This is a genomic window from Robiginitomaculum antarcticum DSM 21748 (genome assembly GCF_000365025.1).
In the GTDB taxonomy this organism is placed as follows: Bacteria; Pseudomonadota; Alphaproteobacteria; order Caulobacterales; family Maricaulaceae; genus Robiginitomaculum; species Robiginitomaculum antarcticum.
This window is the reverse complement of the sequence record NZ_KB823013.1, coordinates 391,041-406,632: the sequence shown is the minus strand read 5'-3', so window position 1 is coordinate 406,632 and position 15,592 is coordinate 391,041. Positions and strand designations below refer to the sequence as shown.

The 15,592-nt window shown below is 54.0% G+C and carries 13 protein-coding genes; 7 read left to right on the top strand and 6 right to left on the bottom strand.

What is annotated here, in order from left to right:
- Positions 1–15: 15 nt before the first annotated feature.
- Positions 16–1,596: a glycoside hydrolase family 5 protein gene (locus H142_RS16425; RefSeq protein ID WP_017932271.1), complete on the bottom strand. Its 1,581-nt coding sequence runs from the start codon at positions 1,594–1,596 to the stop codon at positions 16–18.
- A gap of 177 nt (positions 1,597–1,773) precedes the next feature.
- Here H142_RS16425 and H142_RS0111400 point away from each other — a divergent pair, with 177 nt between their 5' ends.
- Positions 1,774–4,332, top strand: a complete 2,559-nt coding sequence (locus H142_RS0111400) for a glycoside hydrolase family 3 protein (RefSeq protein ID WP_026148010.1) — start codon at positions 1,774–1,776, stop codon at positions 4,330–4,332.
- A gap of 204 nt (positions 4,333–4,536) precedes the next feature.
- Here the strand turns inward: H142_RS0111400 and folE are convergent, their stop codons facing one another.
- Complete coding sequence (folE, locus tag H142_RS0111395) at positions 4,537–5,154, bottom strand: GTP cyclohydrolase I FolE (RefSeq protein ID WP_017932268.1); 618 nt, start codon at positions 5,152–5,154, stop codon at positions 4,537–4,539.
- 156 nt (positions 5,155–5,310) lie between these two features.
- Here folE and cysS point away from each other — a divergent pair, with 156 nt between their 5' ends.
- Together cysS and H142_RS16880 are read left to right on the top strand one after the other, a co-directional pair.
- Entirely contained in the window at positions 5,311–6,897 is a 1,587-nt protein-coding gene (gene cysS / locus H142_RS0111390; RefSeq protein WP_017932267.1) for a cysteine--tRNA ligase, read from the top strand.
- Positions 6,898–7,063: 166 nt separating this feature from the next.
- Entirely contained in the window at positions 7,064–7,210 is a 147-nt protein-coding gene (locus tag H142_RS16880) for a hypothetical protein (RefSeq protein WP_017932266.1), read from the top strand.
- 6 nt (positions 7,211–7,216) lie between these two features.
- Here H142_RS16880 and H142_RS15570 read toward each other — a convergent pair whose 3' ends face one another.
- Positions 7,217–8,650 (bottom strand): sodium/proline symporter, encoded by a 1,434-nt coding sequence (locus H142_RS15570; RefSeq protein ID WP_017932265.1) that lies wholly within the window; start codon positions 8,648–8,650, stop codon positions 7,217–7,219.
- 198 nt (positions 8,651–8,848) lie between these two features.
- On the opposite strand from H142_RS15570, the gene H142_RS0111375 reads away from it, so the two are divergent.
- Positions 8,849–9,559 (top strand): DUF4386 domain-containing protein, encoded by a 711-nt coding sequence (locus tag H142_RS0111375; protein WP_017932264.1) that lies wholly within the window; start codon positions 8,849–8,851, stop codon positions 9,557–9,559.
- 80 nt (positions 9,560–9,639) lie between these two features.
- On the opposite strand, the gene H142_RS15565 is transcribed toward H142_RS0111375, so the two are convergent.
- Positions 9,640–10,008 (bottom strand): hypothetical protein, encoded by a 369-nt coding sequence (locus H142_RS15565; RefSeq protein ID WP_017932263.1) that lies wholly within the window; start codon positions 10,006–10,008, stop codon positions 9,640–9,642.
- 268 nt (positions 10,009–10,276) lie between these two features.
- Between H142_RS15565 and ctrA the strand changes: the two genes are divergently transcribed.
- Positions 10,277–10,972 (top strand): response regulator transcription factor CtrA, encoded by a 696-nt coding sequence (ctrA, locus tag H142_RS0111365; protein ID WP_017932262.1) that lies wholly within the window; start codon positions 10,277–10,279, stop codon positions 10,970–10,972.
- A 98-nt stretch (positions 10,973–11,070) separates the two neighbouring features.
- Here ctrA and H142_RS0111360 read toward each other — a convergent pair whose 3' ends face one another.
- The gene (locus H142_RS0111360; RefSeq protein WP_026148008.1) at positions 11,071–12,108 is read right to left on the bottom strand and encodes a glycosyltransferase; all 1,038 of its coding nucleotides are present in this window, start codon (positions 12,106–12,108) and stop codon (positions 11,071–11,073) included.
- An 85-nt stretch (positions 12,109–12,193) separates the two neighbouring features.
- Between H142_RS0111360 and H142_RS0111355 the strand changes: the two genes are divergently transcribed.
- Positions 12,194–12,580 carry a GFA family protein gene (locus H142_RS0111355; RefSeq protein ID WP_026148007.1) on the top strand — a complete coding sequence of 129 codons (387 nt, stop codon included), beginning with the start codon at positions 12,194–12,196 and terminating at the stop codon, positions 12,578–12,580.
- Between the two features lie 66 nt (positions 12,581–12,646).
- Positions 12,647–13,732, top strand: coding sequence for an Mrp/NBP35 family ATP-binding protein (locus H142_RS0111350; RefSeq protein WP_017932258.1), 1,086 nt, complete (start codon positions 12,647–12,649; stop codon positions 13,730–13,732).
- Here H142_RS0111350 and H142_RS0111345 read toward each other — a convergent pair.
- Positions 13,715–15,532: an AsmA family protein gene (locus H142_RS0111345; protein WP_156812005.1), complete on the bottom strand. Its 1,818-nt coding sequence runs from the start codon at positions 15,530–15,532 to the stop codon at positions 13,715–13,717. The two genes, H142_RS0111350 and H142_RS0111345, sit on opposite strands and share 18 nt — an antisense overlap.
- Positions 15,533–15,592: the final 60 nt, after the last annotated feature.

Below are 15,592 nucleotides of genomic sequence, written 5' to 3'. Positions count from 1 at the left end.
GCACGTCACGCCACCCTATGGATTGCGCGGTATGCGGGACATGTCCGCGTCGAGGCCTAGGTTCATAATAAATAGAGGCCCCAGACGCAGGGTCTGCGTCGCGCCGGAGAGGTGCAGGCTATATCCCGCCTCGCCCGCTTTGTAATCGCGCGGCGCGGTGCCGGCGATATAATATTGCTGCCACTCATCACTTAAGCTGACCGGTTCGGCCATGATCGCAGTATATGGCTCGCTATTGAGCTGCAATCCGGCCTGCGCAATCCTGCCGTCGCCTTGGATATTTTTGCCATAGAATGACAGCACGATAACGTCGCCCGCTTTGATTGGCATGGCAATTGCCGTGCTCGCCCCGCTATCCCAAGCGTTTTTACTTTTGACAGTTTTGACTTCCATGGCTGTGCTGCCCGGCACGCCCGTATCGGTGACCATTTCGGTTTTGGCCTGACCGTAAAAGGCGATTTCTTTGGCGTAGGGACGGTTCATTAATTGTCCGTCTTTGGGTAAATTGCGGCGCAGCGCATTAAAGCCGTCATCCAGCGATTGCCCTTCAAACCGCGACCCGCCTGTGGTCATGGGCTTGGCCCCCGGCATAATGGCAAAACCTGCTTTATTAGGCGCAAGGCCCAGCGCGGCCAGTTTGGGACCATCCCACTGCCCGCTCTCGCTGTCATAAAGCGGGAAGGTCTGCGTAAAGCTCCACGCACACCACGATAGGCCGTGTTTTTCAAAGGCTTTTCGGGTGGCCTCATAATATTCAACCGTGTCTTTATAAGGGGCTTTATCATAGGCCCCGAACTCGCCGACAAAGATTGGCTTTCCGGTTTCGCGCATAATTTTGGCGGCATAATCCATATTTTTGTCAAGCGCTTTATAATCCGCGCGGCTTCCAAAATTAACGGTTCCGCTATCTTTTAAATCGGTCCAGCCGGCTTTTTGATGGGTAAATTCAAATGGCGTGTAATAATGGAATGTATAGACCTGATTAGGGTCATCTATCACGGGAATGCTGGGCAAGGACTCAAGCCCGTTCCATTTCTCACCGCCCAGAATCACAATGCGCGTTGGATTAGTCTTGCGGATTTCTTTGACCGCCGCGGTCATAAGCGTGCGCATTTTCTGGCCGCCAAAATTCTCATTTGGCTCATTTATAACTTCGAAATAGACATTAGACGGATAATCGGCATAACGCGCCGCAATCTGTGACCAGAGCGAGAGGAGCTTGGCGGCATGGGCGTCCGGGTCTGTGTTGAGCTCTTCGAAATGGTGAATGTTGACAATGACATTTAGTCCTGCCGCCTTAGCCGCATTTATCACCCCGTCCACACGCCGGCCAAATTGCGGATTAATCGTGAAGTGCGGTGCGGGGCCTGTATGGGCGCTCCAGCGCACAGGGATGCGCACCGTATCAAAGCCGGCGGCTTTGATCTTGGCAAAGCTGGCTAAATCAATGACATGGCCCCATTCGCCTTCACTGGGCGCGTCCAAGGCATTGCCCATATTCACACACCGTTTGGTCTCGAATGTGTCGGCCGTTGCGGGCCCGGCCAAAAAGGCTGCTGCCGCGGCGGATAGACAGAGTGTTGTTAAGCGGATCATGCTGATCTCCCCGGTGATTTTGCGCCCATTTAATTATGTATTGACAGCGCTGTCAAATTTTGCGCATTTTCTAGATCTAAAAACGCATCCAACTTTACAAAAATAATGTTAAAGTGGACAGTATATAAAACAGGGAATGCGCGGGCTCACGCCGGACGCATCGGAACGGGATTAATCATGAAGACTTCATATTTGATGACGGGCTGCGCGATAGCAGCGATTTTACTGGCCGGGTGTAGCAATGGCGCACCTGACGCGACGGTCAAAGTGACAGCGGAAGCGCCCGGCACCGCCCATCCTGAATTGTGGCCTGAAGCGAAATCCCCGCTTGCGGTAGAGCCCGCGCTGGAAAAACGCATTGACGGCCTCATGGCCAAAATGACGCTCCGTCAAAAAGTCGGCCAGATTATTCAGGCGGATATCGGCTCCATTACGCCGGAGGATTTAAAAACCTATCCGCTCGGCTCTATCCTGAACGGCGGCAATAGCGCGCCTGATGGAGATAACCGCAGTCCGGCTTCGGCCTGGCTCGCTCTGGCTGACGAATATTACGCCGCGACTCTGGAAGCCGATCTTGAAGGCGGGCCGTTTATTCCTATGCTTTGGGGTACAGACGCCGTTCACGGTCACAATAATATCCCCGGCGCGACCGTGTTCCCGCATAATATCGGACTTGGCGCAACGCGAAACCCGGCCTTGATGCGCCAAATTGGGGATGTGACAGCCAAGGAAATCCGCACGGGAGGCCAGGAGTGGACATTTGCGCCGACCATTGCCGTTGTCCGCGATGACCGGTGGGGGCGCACTTATGAAGGCTATAGCGAAAATCCGGAAGTGACGGCGAGCTATGCCGACCAGCTTATCCTCGGCATTCAGGGCGAGCCCGGCGCGGATGATTTTCTGTCCGGCGAAAATGTGATTGCCACGGCCAAACATTTTATTGGTGATGGCGGGACAAAGGGCGGCAATGACCAAGGCGATAATATTGATAGCGAAGAAGAGCTACGCGATATTCACGGCGCAGGATACCCCATAGCGGTTGAGGCTGGCGCGCAGGTTGTGATGGCCAGTTTTAACAGCTGGCAAGGCAAACGCATGCATGGTCACAAAGGCCTGCTGACCGATGTGCTAAAAACCCGTATGGGGTTTGACGGATTTATCGTCGGCGACTGGAACGGACATGGACAAGTGGATGGCTGCACCAATACGGATTGTCCGGCCTCGCTGCACGCCGGGCTTGATATGTTTATGGCGCCCGATAGCTGGCGCGGTCTGTTTGATACGACTTACGCGCAAGCCCAATCAGGCATCATTAATATGGACCGCCTAGATGATGCGGTGCGCCGTATTTTGCGGGTTAAACTCCGCTCGGGTCTGTTTGAAGCCGGTAAGCCGTCCAGCCGCGCTTTGGCGGGTGATTTCAGCCTGCTGCAAAACCCTGAGCATAAAGCTGTTGCGCGTCAGGCCGTGCGCGAGTCGCTTGTGCTTTTGAAAAATAACACCCTCGCAAATGGGCGGCGCGCCTTGCCGCTTTCACCGGGCGATACAGTTCTGGTTGCAGGCGATGGCGCGGATGATATCGGCAAACAATCCGGCGGTTGGACCTTAAATTGGCAAGGCACGGGCAATACGAAAAAGGATTTTCCGGCCGGCAGCTCGATTTATGATGGCGTGAAGCGTCACACGGATGCGGCGGGCGGCAGAACCGTCCTGTCCGTTGACGGCAGCTATAGCCGTAAACCCGATGTCGCTATCGTGGTGTTTGGCGAAGACCCTTACGCGGAGTTCTTCGGCGATATTGAGCATTTGGGATATAAGCCCGGCGATGACAGCGATCTGGAGCTCATTAAAAAGCTCCGCGCTGACGGCATTCCGGTGGTTGCTGTCTTCCTCTCGGGACGTCCGCTCTGGATGAACCGCGAAATTAACAGCTCCGATGCCTTTGTCGCAGCCTGGCTGCCCGGAAGCGAAGGCGGCTATGCTGCTGACGTTTTGTTTGCGGGCCAAGATGGCCGCGTCGCCTATGACTTTAAAGGCACATTGCCCTATAGCTGGCCGCGCACAGCCATTCAGACGCCGCTTAATGTCGGCGATGAAAACTACGACCCGCTCTTCGCCTATGGCTACGGACTGACATATGCGGCGTCCCAAGATATGGAGACATTGCCCGAGGAAGCAGGCGTAGATCTGTCCGGGTCAAATACGGATAATTATATGATAGCCGGCGGGGCAGTCTTCCCGTGGATGACGCAGATTGAAGACAGCTCCGGCGGAGCAACGGCTCTCAACAGCCGCGCTGTGTCCTTAGGAGGTCACGTTATTTTGCGCAGTGAAGATGACGGCGCGCAGGAAAATATCCGCACGGCCGAATTTTCCGGTAAGGATACCGGACGGTTTATCATTGGCGGCGACGCGGTGGATTTATCGCGTCAAAATACGGCTGATATGGCGCTCTATATGCGCTACCGCGTCAATGCAATTGGCAGCGGAACAACCACTCTGGGCGTGAATTGCGGTGAGACAGCCTGCGCGGTTGAGAACATGCACGACTATCTGGCCGGCCAGCCCGTCGGGCAGTGGCAAGAGGTGTCGGTCAAGCTCTCCTGCTTTGCCGAAGGCCCGTCTATGACCACGGTCAACCAGCCGGTACGGATTGAAAGCGACGCCACATTAAGCCTGTCATTTTCCGATATTCATCTTGTGGCCAATGAAGGCCAAGCGGTCTGTCTTGACTAAATGGCGATATAAAATGTGATGAAAAGGCGGGCCTTGGCTCGCCTTTTTTTATGAAGATGCACGCCCATAAACGCCCCCTTTGTCATCCAGAGGGACGAAGTCCCGAAGGATCCAAGTCTAGACTTTTCGACATTTCACACTGCTGCATTTTCGAGGAATGGATCCTTCGCTACGCTCTGGATGACGAAAATTGAGGGTGTTGATTTAGTCCTTCACCAAATTCAAAAACCGTTCCTGCAAAGCGGGATTGGTTTTAAATTCGCCGGTAAAGCGCGTCGTAATGGTTGAGACATTGGCGTGGTGGACGCCGCGCGTACTCATGCATTGATGCACGGCCTCGATCATCACGGCCGTGCCGCGCGGCTTTAGGCCGGACTCAATAGCGTTGATGATCTGCGTTGTCAGGTTTTCCTGATTTTGCAGGCGTTTCGCGTAAATCTCGACGACGCGGGCGAGTTTGGAAATGCCGACCACATTTTCGGCGGGCAGGTAAGCGACGCTGGCTGTGCCTAGAAACGGGGCCATGTGATGCTCGCAATGGCTCTCCACATCGATTTTGCGCAAAATCACCATGTCGTCATAGCCGTTAATATCCTCAAATGTCTTGGACAGGATTTTGGCCGGATCGGCGTCATATCCGGCAAACCATTCGGCGTAAGCATCAATTACGCGGCGCGGCGTATCGCGTAGGCCGACCCGCGACGGGTCTTCACCGATAAAGGAGAGCAGCGTCTGCACGGCCTCCATGGCCTGCGCGTGGCTCGGGCGGGCGGCATCGTTGACGGCTTTAAGCAGCGGCTTTGCGGCGGGATCTTGGCTCATAGGGGTCTCATTATCTTTCACGCGCCTTATATGGGAGGCGATAGGTAAAAAGCCAGTCCCAAAAACGCCTCGTCATTATGCACATCTTCGCGCGAACAGCTCGGATGCCGTAATACGGGCTTTTAAAACCGCGCAGTTCTGATTAATGCAGGACGCATGACCGATACGCCCACTTTAAAATTATATGATTCAATGACACGCGAGAAACGGGAGTTCGTCCCGATCGACCCTAATCGTGTGACGATGTATAATTGCGGGCCGACGGTTTATAGCTACGCCCATATCGGGAACGCCCGTGCCGCCGTGGTCGCCGATGTTCTGTTCCGCGTGCTGCGCCATGTTTATGGCGAAGATCACGTTTTTTATGCGCGCAATATTACCGATGTGGATGACAAGATTATCGCGGCCGCCAAAGAGCAAGGCGTCCCGATCTCCAAGATTACTGAAAAATACACGCGGATTTATCAGGACAATTTGCGGGCCTTAAATTGCCTCCCGCCTACCTATCAGCCCAAAGCGACGGATGCTATTGATGAAATGCAAGATATTATCGTTGAGCTATTAGAGCTGGATTTTGCATACATATCTGGAAATAACGTTTTGTTTGATGTTACGAAGATGGAAGATTATGGGAAGCTTTCGGGAAGAAAATTAGAAGATAACTTATCAGGGGCTAGAGTCGAAGTTGCTAGCTACAAACGCAATGCCGCTGACTTCTTACTTTGGAAATATGTCGAAGGGGAAAACGAAGAATACTCTTACGCCGTCCCAAAAATTCAAGCTTATGCAGACCTTAATTGGCGCAAATACTTCAATGCCCCTAAACAGCTTTCCCCTGGCAGACCAGGCTGGCATATCGAGTGTTCCGCCATGATCCGCCAGAAGCTTGGGGAGACAATTGATATTCATTGCGGCGGAATTGATCTGAAATTCCCGCATCATGAAAATGAAATTGCGCAAAGCGAATGTGCGAATAAGAAGCCATTGGCCAATTATTGGGTGCATAATGAGTTTTTAAACATGGGCAGTACGAAGATGTCCAAATCGCTCGGCAATGTCACACTGATCGACGACCTGCTCAAAGACTGGGACGGCGAGGTTATTCGCTTGGCACTGTTGAAGGCCCATTATCGCAGTGAACTGTCATGGTCTGAAGATTTGCTCAAGGAGAGTAAGGCGCAGTTGGATGGTTGGTATCGCGATAAAGAAATTATTTGGAAGGCGGCTCAAAAAGATGGCTTCAATCTATCTGAAATGAGCAAATCATTTGAAATCACAGTAAAAACTAAAATCCTTACTGATGACGATGGGAATGTTTTGAACCCTGACAATGTAGACGAAGTATATAAGCTGAATACTAGTACCTACATGTCTGACGATTTAAATACTATTCGAGCATTCGTTTTTATAGGAGAAAAAATTAATAGTTATAAGTTGTTTCATTCTAAAGTTCACAATTGGGTTTCAGCTAAGGAGGCTGATAATTTCTACACAACAGCTCAAGCTCAATTTAATTATATAAATGATCTCCTCGGCCTGCTCCAAAAAGACCCTGAAGAGTGGTTCAAAGGCGGGGCGAGTGAGGATGAGAGCGCTGGTTTTGACGCTATCACGAACAAACGCGCTGCGGCCCGTAAAGCCAAAGACTGGGCCGCTGCGGATGCCGCGCGCGACGAGGCCACGGCGCGCGGTATTGTTCTGGAAGATCAGCCCGACGGCACGACAACATGGCGTAAGACTTAAGTCTTCAAGCCCGTCATCCTCTGGCTTGACCAGAGGATCCACCTATCACAATAAATCTATGTCGCCTGTGTCGAGATGGATAGTCGGGTCAAGCCCGACTATGACGGTGTTTTCACGGAACTGCCCCTTCTCTCGCGCATTTAACTTCTAACCACAGGAGAACCACATGGCCGACCCGAAAAAAGAGATGGAAAAAGAAGCGAAGAAAACCCGCGATCACGCCAATAAGGCGGATATGTCCAGCAGCAAAGCGCTGCAGGATGACGCGCTGACCGGAAAGACTTCCGTAAAAGAAAAAAACGAAGAGGAATAGCGCCCGCTAGGCCGCGTCCTGTTTCAATCTCGCCATGCTTAGAATAAACAGGCCGATAAGCCAGCTGCCCCATTTTTCGATGAGGCTGAGCGCGGGCCGCATTTCGGTCGGCGCGATTTGCGCGGCATTATAAGCTATAACGGCGGTGAAAAACCCGGCGAGTATGGCCGCGAAAATTGCGCCGCCGCTAATCCGCCAGCCCAGACATTTGGTCAGGATGGACGGCCCGAAGGCGGCGCCCAGCGCGACCCAGCTAAATAAAACCCGCTTAAAAATATCCTGCGGCGCATAAAGCGTCAGCAAGACGGCTGTCACCGCGACGCCGATCATGGCGATACGGCCATACAGCACCGCTTTATCTGCGGGCACGGCATCGCCGCCCATATCATGGCTGACCGACGCGGCGGCGGAGAGCAGCAGGCTATCCACCGTCGACATTACCGCAGACAGCACGGCGGCAATGACAATGCCGGCAAAAACCGTCGGCAGGAACATTTGCGCGAGGGTGAAGAACAGCTCTTCTTTGGGCGTCTCGATGGACATAGACCGCGCCGCCATAGCCATCAGGATAAGTCCGGTATAGACGACAATGCCCCACCCGATTGTAATCGCCGCGCCCTGTTTGCGCATTTTCGGATCGCGCACAGCCATGATCCAGTTGAGCAGCTGCGGCTGCCCCAGTGCGCCCAGCCCTGTTCCAAGCAGGCCGAGTGCCAGCCCCGCGCCCGCAAACCCTGCGGCGCTCCCCGTAATGCTGAAATAGCGCGCGGCCTGCGTCTCACGTAACGCTTCTATCATCGGGCCGATACCACCCGCCGCCTGCACGGTAAGATATGGCACGATGATACAGGCCGCCATCATGACCAGCGCCTGCACGGCATTAGTGATACTGGCCGCGATGAACCCGCCGAGCAGGCAGTAGAGCAATATCGCTCCCGCCCCAATCAGGATTGCCCCTGCGCGCGACATGCCGAAAGTATTGATCAGAGCCTTGCCCGCAGCGTCGATCTGGCTGCTCATATAAAAGACAAAGCAAAACAGGATCATCAGCGCGCCGGCAATGGCGATGCGCCGTGCCCAGAGCGGGGCGATGTCTTGGCCTAAAAAATCCAAAATGGTGATATGGCTGTGTTTCGCGGCGTCCAGATTAAGACGCGGCCCGATGACCAGCCATGTCAGGACATATCCGGAAAAGACGCCCGGCACGAGCCATAGCGCCACCATGCCTTGGCTGTAGACCATGCCGGTAAAGCCCAGCAGCACCCAGGCTGAGCTGGTTGAGGCGGCATAGGACAGGCCCGCGCTGACCGCGCCCAGACCGCGTCCGGCCAAAAAGAAATCGCTCTCGCCTTTAATACGGCGTGAGCTCCATATCCCGATGCCGGCCAGGGCCGCCATATAGGCCAGCAATGTCATCAAAATGGCTGTGCTTTGCGTCATGACGTCCCCCGGATGAATTGCGCGGGTATAACCTGACTTTACGCGGCGGGGCAAAATTATAAAATTATCTTAGCGGCAAGACGGGCCGCAGCATGGCGCGCCGACCGCCCGTCGGGCCTCTTGACTTTCATCACGTCCCGACCTTAATTGGACTTGCACTGAAATAACGGAATAAGATTTGCCCTGAAAGGGATACTTATGACTGTTTTATCTGTGCCTCAACATCACCGTATTGCCCGTATTACCGGATTGACCCTCCTGCTGACGATAGTCATCGGGATCGTCTCATCAATGACCTTATCGCAAGGCATTGATGTCAATATGACCGCCGATATTTTCGGAACAGCAGAGTCGATGCAGACCGCAGAGATGCGTCTGCGCGGCCGGGCTTATCTGTCCCTTTTTATCTTCATGCTAGAGTTACTGTCCGCAGCGGGGTTGTCTCTTCTTCTGCGGCGTCACGGATCCTTATGCGCGGTATGGAGCCTGACGCTCAGTGTCGGAGCGTCAGTGCTTGGCGTTTTAGGCGCAATGTTTGCGTTAAATGTTGCCGGGATGATCTCCGACCCTCAATTTGCACGAACCGCCGGACAAGAGCCCTACATGGCGCTTATCGGGTTACAGGTTTTATCTGACTATACATCATTTCATTTGGCTTTGATCGGCGGATCGGCGGCGAATGCCGGATTCTTCTATCTGTTCTGGGCATCCGGACTTATTCCGAGACTGATTTCGGGATGGGGAATATTCGCATCCGGCTTTGTCGTCATTGCCATTGTGGCGCGCGACTTCATTCCGGCTCTCGGGTCAAATGGGATAACGATGGCGTTCATAATCTGCAATTTGATCGCCATAGTGTCGCTGGGAGTCTATTTGCTGATTAAAGGTGTGCGCGTCAGGGCCTCATAGCTCAAATCCGCATTGGATTTAAATTATGACCTGCCAATAGGGGCGGAGCATGGCCACAGGCCAAGCCCGCAATACTGTGCTTAGGCGCGCTTGAGCGCTTGTTCCGCTTTGTCCGCCATTTGCCGGGCGCGGACGCGTTCGAAACTGTCCAGCGCATCCAGCGCCATACGCAGCTCGTCGCCCAGACCGGAGGCTTGCGCCTCGATATCTGTGAGCGTCGCGCGCAGATTTTCTTTACGGGCGATGACGGACTGAGCGTAGGAGCCATAGGCGACATAACCTTCGCGCTCTGCAGTGGGATCAATCTCGTTTTCGGGAACGCTGGCGACAAGCTTGCTCATCTGGCGCGACAGGTCATCGCGCGTATCTTGCAGGACAGCGATACGTTTTTGAAGATCGGCAATCGCAAAGCGCGTATTGCGCACACTTCTATCCATGGAGTTTGTCATAATATTCACCTATTCACCGTGTCGTCGCCTATATTGGCGTTTGGCTTTTGCCATTGGAGATAAGGTTTAGCTCATCAAGCTTACAGTCTGGTAAACGTGATGAAGTTTTTTAAACGCCGGAATCAGCGGCACTGCGCCGGAATGGGGCAAATTAGCTTGAAAAAGAGTTAACAGCGTTAACATTTGATTTACGGGATTCACGTAGGCCTAAATTTCCATTAACCATGACTTGTGAATAACAAGAACTGATTCGCCTGGGAGGGCTGATATGCGGGTACTACTTATCGAAGATGATATGGCCACCGCGCAGAGTATCGAATTGATGCTCAAAAGCGAGGGTTTCAATATCTATACGACTGACTTAGGCGAAGAGGGTGTCGATCTGGGCAAGCTCTATGACTATGACATCATCCTTCTGGACTTAAACCTTCCGGACATGCCGGGCTTTGATGTGCTCAAAACCCTGCGTATGGCTAAGGTCAATACGCCGATCTTCATTCTCTCCGGGACATCCGACATCGACACGAAAGTGCGCGGTCTGGGCACGGGCGCTGATGATTACATGACCAAGCCGTTCCACAAGGATGAGCTGATTGCCCGCATTCATGCCGTTGTCCGCCGCTCTAAAGGTCACGCGCAAAGCATTATCACGACCGGCGACATTGCCGTAAATCTTGACGCTAAGACTGTTGAAGTCGCAGAGCACCGCGTTCATTTGACCGGCAAAGAATACCAAATGCTCGAGCTTTTGTCTTTGCGTAAGGGCACAACCCTGACCAAAGAAATGTTCCTCAACCATCTTTACGGCGGAATGGACGAGCCTGAGCTAAAAATCATCGATGTCTTTATCTGTAAGCTGCGCAAGAAACTCGCTGCGGCGACAGGCGGCGAACATCATATCGAAACCGTTTGGGGTCGCGGCTATGTCCTGCGCGATCCGGCGAAAGACCGCATGAGCGCGTAATCGCGATCATGCCACTGCGCCTTTGGCGTAAACTGCTCCCACAGTTAAACGCCCCGCTCCCGCAGCGGGGTTTTTTTTATGAGCTTCGCGTCTCTAAACTATTGTGAGGCGATGATGCGCGAATAAAACGCCAGGCTATCGCGCTGAAAGGCGGCTTTGGTGAAGGTCGCCTCATAGGTTTCCGTCCCCCCGGCGACGAGCTGTTCAGATAATCCCGGTTCTTCGATGACGCGGCGCAGAGCATCACGCAGCGCGCTGACATCATCTTTGGGAATCAACAGTCCGTTTACGCCGTCTTTGACATAGGCGGCGGGGCCAACGGCATCGGCGGCGACAATCGGGCGGGCGGCGGCCCAGCTATCCACGGTGACAGTGCCAAACGGCTCATAACGCGAGGGGAAAGCCACAACATCACAGGCGGCCAGAAGCGCGCCGCGATCATTACGCCAGCCAAGAAACCGCACCCGGTTATCTAGGCCCAGCGCGGTGCACTGCGCTTTTAGCTCAGACTCAATCGGCCCGTCACCGGCGATCCAGACATAAAGCCCGTCAATCTGCGCGGTGGCGTCCAGCAAGGTGTCGAGGCCTTTTTTCCAGTGCAGCCGCGCCAATGAGAGCGCCACGGGCGCATCTTCGGGCGTATCCAGAGAGGCCCGCGATACGGGCGCTGCGCCGTTAAAGTCCGCCATAGTGTGGACAAGGCCGACATGATCGTCAGCTACGCCTTGCGCGCGGATATGGCGGCATAAATCAATCGACAGGCCGATATGCCATTTGCAATTTTTGAACCGCTCTAATTTATAATATCCGCCATACCATCCGATAGAGATATCGCGGTGGGAGGCCGGCGCGAATTGTCCGGCGCGTCCCATCCAATATTCAATCACGTCCGGCTTAAACTCGGCGATCATTGCCTTGATGGTGTGGCGGGTCCGAAACGGCCAGTTTTTATTAAAGCTGGCCGTCGCGGTTTTAATACCGGCCTCTTCGAACTGCTCCAGACGAAAAGCATTATGAGGACGCGTGACAACGGCCTGCTCCACGTCGCGCCGTTCCTGCAGGGCCAGAACGGATTCCAGCATAATATTTTCGGCTCCGCCTTCTGCGGCTCCGGCCATGACGTGTAAAATGCGCAATGTCTGCTCCTGTTGATTTTAGCTGGCATAAGCGAGCCCGCCGCTTTTCGCAAGACAGCGGCGCGGCCCCGTCTTATAACGGGCTATGGACAAGACGGTACATAAGGGCAGCTGCCATTGCGGCGCGGTGGCATTTACTTTTAAGGCGCCCGCCAATGCCCCGGTCACGCACTGTAATTGCTCGGTCTGTCAGATGACGGGGTTTTTGCATGTCTTTGTGGATGAGGCCGATTTAACATTTATCTCGGGCGAAACCCATCTGGCGCAATACCGCTTCGGCACGGGCCGCGCCGTGCATATGTTTTGCAAAACATGCGGTATAAAGCCGCTTTACCGCCCTCGCAGTCACCCCGAAAGCTGGAGCGTCAATCTGCGCTGCGTTATATCCGGCACGCTTATTCCTGCTGAGACTATTGATTTTAACGGCCAGAATTGGGAGGCCTCAATTGCGGGGTTGAGAGAGAAAACTTAGCTCTTTTTTTTGAGGCAGCGCAGCGGCCGTCTTGCGCATAACACGCCCAGCGCTTAATGGCCGTTTATGGCTATCACCGAAGATCAGGCGCTGCGCGAGCTATCCACTATCCGCGTTCCCAACGGATCGCGCGATATTGTCGCTGCGGGGCGGCTGTCCGATCTGCAATTTGGTGACGGCTCAGTGACAGCCGTTCTGTCAATTGATCCATCCGAAGCGCAGATCTTCGCGGCGGTGCAAAAAGCGGCGCAGGCCGCGCTTGCTGCGCTGGATCCGGCGATAACGGCGCGCGTAGTCTTGACCGCGCACAAAGCGGCGCCATCACCGAAATCTGCGGCCCCCAAAAATGGACGAAACCCCCATCAAGCCCGCCGCCCCGAAGGCTATCAGGGGGACAGCCAAATTGATAAAATCATTGCTATATCCAGCGCCAAGGGCGGGGTGGGCAAAAGCACGGTTGCGGTTAATCTGGCCGCGGCTCTGGCCAAATCCGGCAAACGCGTCGGGATATTGGACGCCGATATTCACGGGCCCAGCATTGCGCGGCTTTTGGGGCTGTTTGGCGCGCGCGCGGGCACGGCTGAGGTGCAGGGTCGCCGCTTGATTGCGCCGCAAACCGCGCATGGTCTTAAAGCCATGTCGATTGCCTTTCTGACCGAAGATGACGGACCGATCGTTTGGCGCGGCCCGATGGTACAGGGGGCAATCTCGCGCATGTTATGGGACACAGATTGGGGCGAGCTGGATTATCTATTCATTGATATGCCGCCCGGCACAGGCGATGCGCAGCTCGGTCTGGCGCAGGATATTAAACCCGCCGCGGCCGTGATTGTGACGACGCCGCAGGATCTGGCCCTGGCCGATGCGCGCAAAGGCGCGGCTATGTTCGGCAAGGTCGATATAAGATTGGCCGGATTGATTGAAAATATGAATCAATTTGTCTGCAGCAATTGCGGAGCCGTTCATGACATTTTTGGCCAAAGCGCGGGCCAAGCCGAGGCGGCCGCGCTTGGCATTCCCTATCTGGGCAGCGCGCCGCTGTCTATTGATGTGCGCAAAAGCTGTGATTTTGGTGTACCGATTGCACTGGGCGAAAGCGCGGAAGCGAAGCTTTTCGCTGCGCTGGCCGAGGATCTAATCGCCCGTATCTAGCGCGCGTGCCAGAACAGCGGCGCACTGGCCCGTATCTTTGGCGTTACCGGATTCGATAAAGGGCAGAGCTGCCAGTGGTCCGGACACCGTACCCAGCAGGGCGGCAATCGTAATTTGTGCCACGGTTGAGCCATCCAGAACGCTTAGGCTGGGGTCGCGCAGTGAGCCGTTTATATCAATATCGCCGATAACGGACGGGAAGGAAAAATCCTTGGCGTCCGCACGAATGGTAATGTCCATGACCTCATCGGCGAGGTTTACCGTTCCGTCAGCAATTAATATACTATCGGTCGTATTGATGATGGCGGGGTTCATACGCAGCTGCCCTGTTTGTGCGGTCAGAACTGTGGCTGTGCAATCGGCGCTGACAAAAGCGCGTTCGCGCTCATCGGACAGATAGACCGCTAAGCCCTCGGTCAAATCCAGACCTGCAGCTTCGACCAGCAGCGTGGCAACTTGCGTGTCGCGGCTATAGAGCGCGATCCGCCCGTCAAGATTGGCCGCGGCCTCGCGAAAGCCGTTACCTTTGGTACGGATATCAAAATTACCCTGCACATTCCCGCGCATAAATTTGCCTAGGGCCAGACGGTCATAAGAAATATTTTCCGCCGTACCTTCGGCGGTGGTGACAGCAGGATTTTGCGTTCCGTCGAGCGTGATATATCCGTTTAGACGACCCTCACCAAATTGAAGCGCGGCCTCTGTCGCGCGGACAATGCGTCCGTCAATCTCGACATCAAGAAGAAGTCCGGTCATGTCAAACCGCCCATTTTGAATATCGGCCGCAGCGTATCTGACGCGGCCATCAATCATATCCAGACGAGAAAAATCGATCTCGGCATTGGGAATGAGGCGGTCAGAGGCTTTGAAGGCGGCGGCAGCGCGTTTCTGTTCTTCATTGACCGCCTCGCCCTCTTTCGTGCTGAGCGGTATGCCGAATATAATAGCGAGATCATCAAAATCAAGCGTGTCTGTTTTCAGATTGGCATCAATTACGGGTGTATCCGGCCCGACATCCAAAGTGATTTCGCCGCCAATATCGCTATCGCCGACCGTGCCGGACAGATTTGAAACCGAAAACAAATATCCGATTTGCCTAACGCTCATAGACAAATTATAAGGCGGGCTATCGGGCGCACCCACGCCCAGCAGGTCGCCAATATCTTTAACGTTATCGCCTGAGACCGCCAGCTGTCCGCCCAGCGCTGAACCCTTGGCGAGCTCTTTACGTCCATCAAATGTGATGCGCGTATTTGCGCCGCTGGCTTTTAAAATAAATGTACCGTCATATACGGAGCCTTCGGCGCTTTCGATAAGGACAACACGGCTGGCATCAGTGTCATCGAGATTGAGTGATATATTTTCAACATCAACCTCATTGACGATCTCTTTAAGGTTTTGGGAAAAGTCTGAAGATGTACCCTCATTACCTGCCAGCGCGTAGAGATTTATATCGCCGTCGCGGGCTTCAAGACGGGCTACCCAGGGCCGGCCGGGTAAAAATCCCAACAAAGCCGGACGCAATTTGGCTTGGTCAATCCGGCCGGTATCACCCAGATCGATCGCCTGGGCAGACAAGGTAAAGGGTGTGGACAGTCGCGTATGGGCCGACGCAACGGATGACCCATCCGGACCGAACCACGACAACATTTTATTCGTCACGGGCGTGCCAAAAAACCTGAAGGTCATCATGATAATAAACAGGAAGATGAGTCCGAATATTATAGCAAAAGCTACGCCGCCACAGCGCCATTTATAGAGACGTCCATCATTGCGGCGCAGTTTTATGAATTTGCTCATAAACAATAGAACGGACAAAACCGCAAAAAGTTCATTTTACGCTCTGCGAAACTTTATCTA